Genomic DNA, 9,426 nt, shown 5'->3' on the forward strand with positions numbered 1-9,426 from the left:
TTTTCTTGTTTTTTTACCGCGGCGTCGCAGCGCTGGCAATCCCCCCTGTATTTCCTCGTTTCCCGCAACGGCTTCGCCTGCGGGACTGCTTTTGCTTCGCAAAACCAGCCTCCTTCCTCGTCTGCCTCCCCCTGTTCTTCTTCCTGTTCTTTCTTGATCTCGCCGGCTGTTTAATTCTTAATTCTTAACTCTTAATTCTTAACTCTCTCCCCCTGTTCCTCCTCCTGTTCTTTCTCCTCGCTCCTCATCTCCTCGTTCCTCGCTCCTCTATCTAATCAACGTTATATCCCCCGTCTTCCTCGCCTTCGTTCCATCACTAAACTCCGCCTCCAACGTATACGCATACACGTCCATCGGTTGTGGCTTGCCGTTGAAGGTTCCGTCCCAACCAATCTTGCGATCGGTGGTGGAAAATACAACCTGACCCCAACGATTGTAAATCGTAAACTTCATCTTCACAATACCAAAACCACGAACACCAATTACGGAGTTGTTTCCAAATCGATTCGGTGTAAAGGCATTCGGTACATCTAACAAGGGTTTTACCAAGGCTTGTATCGGCTGACAAATAGTATCGGTACAACCAAATTGATTGTAAGCGATCAAACAAGCATTGTATGTTCCCGAAATATTGTATTGATGCAAGGTGGTATCTGCTGTATTTTTCAAGGTACTATCACCATCACCAAACAACCATTTATAACGTACCGCATTCTGCGATAGATTAGTGAAAATAGTAGGCGTGTTCAACACCGGGGTTACCGGCGTATAACTGAAATTAGCCGTAGGTATGGGGTTCACCGTTAACGTCACAATCAAACTATCCACCTGGTTACAGGTATTAGGGTCAGTGGCATACATCTTAACGGTATAGGTGCCTATATTGGCGTATAAGTGTGTTGGACTTATTTCGGTAGAAGTAGTGCCATCACCAAAATCCCAGAAGAAACTGGTTCCCGCCAAAGAGGTATTGTTGAATTGTGCATTGTAAGGCACACAACCATTCAAGTTGGTTTGGAACTGCGCATCCACATTGGAGGCAATACGCAAGTCAACACTCATTGAATCGGGTGCGTTACAATAATTGGTATCGGTTAAAATTAATTTTACTTTATAAGTTCCGGCCGATGGGAAGGCATGGGTTACAGAACCCGTTCCTGAACTAATGCGCGTGCCATCACCAAAGTCCCAAACAAATCCTTGACCCGTAAATGGCTTGCCCGGAGGTGCGGTCGATAAATTATCAAAGCGATAGGTGATCGATTCGCAAGGAGGCAATTTGGTATTGGTGAAGTTCAAATTCGCCTTATCATCTCTTACACGTACATGAATAAACGCGGTGTCTCGAATATTACAAGTATTCGAATCGACAGCAATCAATCGAATGGTATAGGTTCCGGTTGCTGTGAAAGTGTGCGAAATATCGGTATTGGTAGTTCGAATTGTACCACTACCATCACCAAAATCCCATTCGTAGCTTTTAGCGTTCTTTACTGTATCTCGGAAATTGATGGTCAGTGGTAAACAACCCACCGTATCTTGAACTCCATTTATAAAAGCTTTCGGTCCCGATGCCACACCTGCAAAATTGAAGGAGATCTTCACTGCAGCGAGGTTACATCCTCCCGAGGTATTCACGGGAGCAACTACACCGGGCGTTGTCGGAAAATTCACACCTCCACCACAGTTGGCACATATCGCTTGGTAAATCACCCCTTGGGCATCAAAGCGACTGGTTCCGCCGTCCACATGTTCTCCTTCACCTCCATCCTGACCAAAGAAACTTCCATACAATAGGGCGGAAGCATTTTTCTGAATTACGATGAAGTAGAAATCTTTATTATCGGTTGTTTTTTTAATTGCATCGGTTGTGGTAGGCATACCTGCTACACCTGCCATATCATATGGATCGGGTCGATTGTCGATCCATCCACCCCAACCGGAGATGTACACGTTTTCACAACGGTCTACCAGAAATGCTACGGGCGACATATTCGGCTTTGGCGCACCACTTCCAAACACCGTTGAATACACGAAAGCTGATAAATTCGGTTGAAGTTTGGCAACAAATTGCTTGCTATTGGCATTGCTATAAGTGGCATTCACAACCGGCCAGGTGCCACGTGTAATTCCCATTACATAGGGGAATCCCAATCGATCGAACTTGATTCCATAAATAATATCGAGGGCCGTTGTTCCCAAATACGTAGAGCGAATGATAGCAGAACCATTGTTTGCAATTTCTGCTACATAACCATCACTCAACCCACCGTTGAACGTACCTTGAAGTACGCCACCGGAAATGCCGGGAAAATTGCTACTAGCGGTTCCACCCGCAACAAAAATATTTTGTGTGGCCGGATTGATCTCCAGTACATAAGCACCATCATCACCTGTTCCTCCTAAATAACTACTCCAAATTACAGCATTACAATTGGGGTTAATTTTGAGTACAACACCATCTTGTAAACCACTTCTGGTTGTTTGAAAAGCACCCGCGGTAGTAGGGAAATTAGAAGAATTGGAATTGGCAGCCACATAAATATTGCCGCCGGCATCCAATACCACTTCGCTTCTACTTTCATCGCCATAGTTTTGACTTAAACTCTGAGGCACGTGATTCAGTGTAACGAAATTGTCGGAAATGTTTACTCCATCAGCACCGGAGCCACCAATTTTCAACGAGCCAATTAGCGCCGATCCTGTAGCATTCAATTTCGTAACAACAATATCGGCTCCGCCTCCGGTACCAACCTGCGCTACTGTAGTTGGATAATCGGAAGAATAACTTCTACCCAACACCACCAAATTCCCTTGAGGGTCTGCAAACAAACTATGAGGAAAATCATTTCCATTTCCACCTAAATAGGTCGCATACATGCGAGCCGTACCGGTAGGGTTAAATTTCATGATACCAATATCGGTTGGTAGGTTACTTCCTGCATTGCCTCCGCCAAAATCTTTCTGAAAAGCCCCGGGCGTTACCGGAAATCCTGCCGCAAAAATGAGACAACCTGCAAACAGGCCACCATCCGGTCCCGGAGTGGCAGTAAAACCATAGTTATTAGAACCACCGGTAAAAGTGGAAAAGATCAGTGTAGGATCAATGATCAATGTTTGTGTGGCATCGTAGGGTTTTATTTTGAAGCGAACCACGCTGTCTTGCACAATCTCATAATCACAGGTCACTTCTTTCTTGCCCACACCTGGAATAAACTGATAACTGTAGGGGTACAATTCTTTAATTTCTCCTACCGAAGTGCCAATGATCAATTCGCGCTTCTTAACACTCAATTTTGTAACACCCGCATATTCCATTTGAATGTCGGAAACCCTTCCTCCCGGATGTACAACAAAATCATATTTCAATCTACCGTTCTCTGCATAATAGCGAACGTCAATATTAGGATATACATTTGCGTAAGTAACAGCGCCAAATTGTGAAACATTACTGGCCCATTTCGAAGGGTCATTTCCCATGAAGTAGTTGCTGTATTCTTGCATCTTCTTTTCAGCACGCACAGGAATAGCTGCATTGGCTCCCAAAAAGCTTACTTTATAGGCATGAGAGTGAAGCGTGATCACTTCATTGATCGATGATTTCGGAGGTTCAACCAATTGAATGGGTTTCAATGGATCTCGGCCCACACCATGTGCAGTTTCACCGGGCATGTGCATCCGCTCTTGCAAACGGGTTAAATCGTATACATTGTGTTGAAGTACGGTGAATCCGTTGTTGTGTAAGTAGAACGCTCCGGCCGGAACATCACTCTGATACAAGATCTTTGAATCCCATTGACCTTTGTTCTCCACGAATTGAAAATTACCTGTTTGAGTCCAGGCAAACAGGGTAGGGAAGAGAAGCAAACCCAAAATCAGCAAATAGTTTTTCCAGCCCAAAGGATGTTTTTTACAAGTTAACGATAAAAGCACGGTTTTCCTATACGGCACCGGCTAGCGGCTTTACGATATTTTGCTCCAGGGAGTCTTTCCCTTTTGCTCCATCAGGTAGTTTTTTAACGGCAAATTTTCTGCCGAATCCAAAGAAGGATCGTTTTCAGCTACCTGTTCAGCCCATTTTTTTGCGAGGTCCAGCAGGGGCTTGTCATTGAGGATATTGGCTAATTTGTATTGATATTCGCCGCTTTGGCGTGTTCCTTCAATTTCACCGGGCCCTCTCAGCTCCATATCCTTCTCCGCAATCTTAAAGCCATCGCTGGTGGCGCACATGGTCTTTAACCGTTCTTTGGCATCATTGTTTAGTTTGGTGCCCGTTAATAAAATGCAAAAACTTTTCTCACTGCCTCTTCCTACCCGTCCACGCAGCTGATGCAACTGGCTCAACCCAAACTTTTCAGCACTTTCAATGATCATAACGCTGGCATTCGGCACATCTACTCCCACTTCAATTACGGTAGTGGCTACCATTATTTGCGTTTCTCCGTCTTTGAACCGTTTCATATTGGTTTCTCGCACGTCCAATGGCTGACGCCCATGTACCATGCTGATCCAATACTTCGGCTCCGGAAACCAAGCCTGCACATTCTCGTAGCCTCGCATCAAATTTTCATAATCCAATTTTTCCGATTCTTCGATCAATGGGAAGATGATGTACACTTGCCTTCCTTTCTCAATTTCCTCCTTCATAAATCCCATCACCTGATGCCTCGCGCTCTCATAACGATGTACGGTTAAAATTGGTTTACGGTTGGGAGGCAATTCATCGATCACGCTATAATCCAAATCACCGTAAGCTGTCATCGCCAATGTTCTTGGAATGGGCGTTGCGGTCATCACCAATACATGCGGAGGTATAGATGCTTTTCCCCACAATTTTGCACGCTGGGCTACACCAAATCGGTGTTGTTCATCAATAATGGCTATTCCGAGGTTCTTAAATTGAACAGGATCTTCCAATACCGCGTGGGTTCCAATGATCAGTTTCAATTTTCCTTCCGCTAAATCCTGCAATATTTTTTTGCGAGCAGTCCCTTTTACCGATCCGGTGAGCAATGCCACTTCAATGTCCATTTCTTTCAAAAGCCTGCTGATGTTCTGATAATGTTGTTGCGCGAGAATTTCAGTAGGCGCCATCAAACAGGCTTGGAATCCATTGTCAACGGCAATCAACATCACCAACAAGGCCACAATGGTTTTACCACTGCCCACATCTCCTTGTAACAATCGATTCATCTGTTTTCCCGTTCCGCAATCTTGCCGAATTTCTTTGATCACTCGTTTCTGCGCACCGGTTAGGGGGAAGGGCAGGTATTGATTGTAGAACGTATTAAAACAATCGCCTACTTTTTCAAACACCACTCCTTTGCTGTAGCGATGGCGTTGTGCCTTCATCAATCCCATTCTCAATTGCGCAATGAACAATTCGTCGAACTTGATTCGATTGAGGGCCGATTCAAAACTTTCCTGATTGGCAGGAAAATGAACCGCATTAATGGAGGCATATCTTGAGGGAAGATTCAATTCTTTTACGATGGACTCAGGCATGAACTCAGGTAGATCGCGTTCGCGCAATTGCATTAATAAGGCGTGTACCAATTTGGAGAAATTCTTGCCGCCTAGTCCGCGCGCTTTTAATTTTTCGGTAGAAGGGTAAACAGGTTCTAAGTAGGCCTTACCCTGACTGTTTTCGGCAACATAAGTTTCAATTTCAGGATGGGTGATTTGTGCTTGCCCCTGAAAGAATCCCACTTTACCGTAAATAAGATAGGTATTTCCAATCCCTAAAATTTTCTGGACATAATTGATTCCTTGAAACCAGGTTAGTTCCAAAGTTCCGGTGCCATCAGTAACTACGGCCACCAGTCGTTTTGCGCGATTGGTACCCACTACTTCATGGCTCACCAGTTTTCCCACCACTTGAATGTATTCGGTAGTGAGATGTATATCACAAATGCGATTGATGCGGGTTTTGTCGACATGTCGGTAAGGATAACATTCCAACAGGTCTTTAAATGTGAAGATAGAAAGCTCTTTTTTGAGCAAATCGGCCCTTTGGGGTCCCACCCCTTTTAAATATTCAATAGGCGTACTCAATATGTGCGATCCGGGAACGATGGTAATTTTTTGGCAAAGTTACGGAGAACCATGGTTGCAATGAAAAGCTGTTGGGGTGGTGGTGGGGATTTAGTTGTGGCGATAGGCTTTAGGCATTAGGTGGTTAGGCTTTAGTGAAAGTTCTAAGTTTTTAAGTTTTTGAGTTTTTTTGCTGCTTCGCAGCGACATTCGTTGCGCACCTTTGCGTGGTCCCTGAGCCAACCGAAGGTTGAGTCGAAGGGCTTCCTTACGTTGCGGTTGAGTAAACTGTTAGAAAATTTAAACGACAGGTAGTCAATTAGAGATTTCGTTTCTATTTCACCACAGATATCTCAGGTTAGTGCAGATTAACACAAATTAGCCTCCAATATTCAATCAACCTGACTGCCGGCTGTTTCATTGTTAATTATTACTTATTAATTATTAATTAACCCGGCTGTTTCATTATTAATTATTACTTATTAATTATTAATTATCTCAGTTCTTCTTCGCTCTCCTCATCATCGACAACAATATCAACGACGTTCTTCTCTTCGGGAAAACCGACAGTTTTTTATTGAAATGGGGTTTGGCGGTGATGCGTCTTGCTTTAGTAGCCATAACAGGAGTTTCGGTTGAGTTCAGTAATTTGTTCAAATCCATAAATAAGCAGTTGATCATTTCCGTTAGCCTGCTGTACGCTTCAACGCGTAGAAAGCAGGAGTGTCCATCATTCGTTGTACAGTATTCAATAAATCCAGTGGATTGAAGGGCTTCAGAAAGTATTCTTGAATGCCCATTTGCAGGCACCGCTTGGTTGTTTCAATTTTTGAATAATTGGAAAGAACCAAGAGGGGTATGTCTTTATAGCTACGATGGGTAATGAAATGTTCAATCAATTCCCAATCGGCCATATCTGTTTGTTGAGTAGAAACAATGATCAGGTCGGGCAATTTCTTTTTCGACAGCATGTAAAATGCCGAATGATGGTCCGGAGCGGTCACCACATTAAAATCGCCACCCAACACGCTTAATAGTAAAAAGCGGGTCGACTTTTGATCATCAATTACAAGAATATCTTTTTTCATCCTTCTACGGTTAGAATCATGGAATGAAAGGGTAGGAGATCGTAGAAGTCTTTAACAGGAATGGACAGAAATGTTCTCGCGAACCAAATTCATGTTTAAAGGGAAATGATCTAATTGAGAGGTGTTTCGAAGGATGTGAACAGCTTGATTGTCAGTGAGATAGACAAGAACTTCAAGCCTTATGCGGTAAAAGTAATATATAATTTCGAGAAATCCAATAGAGGGGGAAGAAGGAAATTTGTGAATTTGAGTATTAGTCAATGAGGGAATGAAACAGCCGGCGAGCTAATTGGTGAATTTGGGAATGAAATGCAGAGAAAGAAATTGGGGAAATACAGACGAATTGCCAGCGCTGCGAAACCGCTGCGTTCGCTGCGCCGCTGCGGTTCAAAAATGAACAATAAAACTGCTTGAATATCAGAGGCCAATCTGTGTCAATCTATACTAATCCGCGTTATCTGTGGTCAAAAAAGCCTAAAGCCCAAAGCCCAACCACCTAAGGCCTAAACACCTAAAGCCTAACCCCTATTTCGCCTTAAACGACAACGGAATATTCACCCCCGCCTTAATCACCGGCACCGCTCTTCCATAGCTATCTGTATACGGCGAATTTTCATTTCCCGAAACATCCCACAACACCGACATATAAAAGAATCCGGTATTGCTTTTTCTCAATCTACCACTACAATAACCAGCACCCACCAACACACTGTTCGCTTGATCGGTGGTTCGGATTGTAGTACCTGTATTGCCTGGTGGAAGGTATTTTTGAGTTAGCCAGTTATGCTCCACTTGACCCACCGCAAATAAAAACGGCAATGGATACACTCTCGCAAAGGCGCCCCCACCATAAAGGGTTTGTCTCAACCGATCATCGAAAACCGCATAATCCCGAATCGACGAATATTGAATATTCATGAGCAAACCCGCATCTGCAAATCCACCAAGTTTATAGCCCAACATTGGGCTCGCACCCACCAAGAACGTGTTATTAAAAAACGAGAGAGAAATACTTCCCCCGGTAAACAAATTATCCGGATTAAATCCACCCTTTTCCTCCGCTTCTTCCTGTGCAAATGCCCCACTCATCACCATCACTGCTACAGCTAACAAAAGGTATTTTTTCATTTTTTACTTCTTTTTGTGTCTTTCAATCAAATTTTATTCCAATACCAAGCACTAAGATATACAAACGTTAACAGGGTTTAAAGTAGTTTGTGAATTTTAAGAAAAAGTTCAGAAGCAATTAATAATTAATAAGTAATAATTAATAATGAAACAGCCGAGAGATCAGGAGCGAGGATAAGAGGAAGCGAGGAACGAGGATAAGCCAGCGCTGCGTAATCGCTGCGGCCGCTGCGCCGCTGCGGTGAAAAAAGAAAGCAATTAATAGTGTACCAGCACCGACAATCAGGCTGATTGAATATAAGAGGCTAATCTGTGTCAATCTGTAAAATCTGCGCTATCTGTGGTCAAAAAACCTAAAGCCTATGGCAACAAAACTCAAAAACTCAAAAACTTAAAACTTACAACTTTCACCAAAGCCTAACACCAATACTCCCAACCTCACTCACCACCACCACTCTCTCTTCCAACCTATCATACAACAATCCTTCTTCTTCTAATTTCTTCAAATGCGTCACCAGTCCATCATAAAACCCACCCGAGTTCAGCAAATAGATTTTTTTATCATGAATTTTCAACTGATTCCAGGTAAGCATTTCAAACATTTCATCCAAGGTCCCGAATCCGCCCGGAAGCACAATGGCCGCGTCGCCATGTTCGTATAGCAATCGCTTACGTTCATGCATATCCTTTACTACCAATAGTTCTTGTATACCCGTATGTTGATGTTCCCATTCCACCAATAATTCCGGAATAATGCCCATCACTTTTCCGCCATGTTTCAATACCGAATCGGCAATGGCGCCCATCAATCCCACTTTCCCGCCGCCATACACTAATTTAATGCCCTTCTCTGCCAACAATTTCCCCAACGCAATCGCCTCTTCCCTATAAACAGGATTCATCCCATTCTTCGATGCGCAAAACACTGTAACTGATTTCATATTCATTTCATTTTTTTCTTGCTGTTGCTACTGATGTGCGACCCCTCCAGGGTCGTTTACTCTGTACATGTTCATCGTTGCTACCAACATGCGACCCCTCCAGGGTCGTTTGCACTGTTTACGTTTATCGGTGCTACAGATATGCGACCACTACAAGGTCGTTCAAAACGCTCTGTCTGTCCGTAAAGCCGAGCGAGCGTCAGCTCGCGGAGCTCCTTGCAAGCGTAAGCTTGAAT

The 9,426-nt window shown here is 43.7% G+C and carries 6 protein-coding genes; all 6 read right to left on the bottom strand.

The window, feature by feature from the left end:
* Window positions 1-267 precede the first annotated feature (267 nt).
* The 6 genes from ACQ2HE_RS19275 to ACQ2HE_RS19300 all read right to left on the bottom strand — a co-directional run bounded on the left by ACQ2HE_RS19275 (window position 268) and on the right by ACQ2HE_RS19300 (window position 9,190).
* Entirely contained in the window at window positions 268-3,900 is a 3,633-nt protein-coding gene (locus ACQ2HE_RS19275; RefSeq protein ID WP_430902451.1) for a DUF7948 domain-containing protein, read from the bottom strand.
* 63 nt (window positions 3,901-3,963) lie between these two features.
* A complete protein-coding gene (gene recG / locus ACQ2HE_RS19280) occupies window positions 3,964-6,054 on the bottom strand; it encodes an ATP-dependent DNA helicase RecG (RefSeq protein WP_430899046.1) in 2,091 nt (696 codons plus the stop codon).
* 477 nt (window positions 6,055-6,531) lie between these two features.
* Window positions 6,532-6,696 (bottom strand): hypothetical protein, encoded by a 165-nt coding sequence (locus tag ACQ2HE_RS19285; RefSeq protein WP_430899044.1) that lies wholly within the window; start codon window positions 6,694-6,696, stop codon window positions 6,532-6,534.
* A 23-nt stretch (window positions 6,697-6,719) separates the two neighbouring features.
* Window positions 6,720-7,121 carry a response regulator gene (locus tag ACQ2HE_RS19290; RefSeq protein WP_430899042.1) on the bottom strand — a complete coding sequence of 134 codons (402 nt, stop codon included), beginning with the start codon at window positions 7,119-7,121 and terminating at the stop codon, window positions 6,720-6,722.
* A 525-nt stretch (window positions 7,122-7,646) separates the two neighbouring features.
* Entirely contained in the window at window positions 7,647-8,249 is a 603-nt protein-coding gene (locus ACQ2HE_RS19295) for a hypothetical protein (protein WP_430899040.1), read from the bottom strand.
* A gap of 407 nt (window positions 8,250-8,656) precedes the next feature.
* Complete coding sequence (locus ACQ2HE_RS19300; RefSeq protein WP_430899038.1) at window positions 8,657-9,190, bottom strand: LOG family protein; 534 nt, start codon at window positions 9,188-9,190, stop codon at window positions 8,657-8,659.
* Between the last annotated feature and the right edge of the window lie 236 nt (window positions 9,191-9,426).

This window comes from Endoryza foliicola (assembly GCF_050589245.1).
In the GTDB taxonomy this organism is placed as follows: Bacteria; Bacteroidota; Bacteroidia; order Chitinophagales; family Chitinophagaceae; genus Endoryza; species Endoryza foliicola.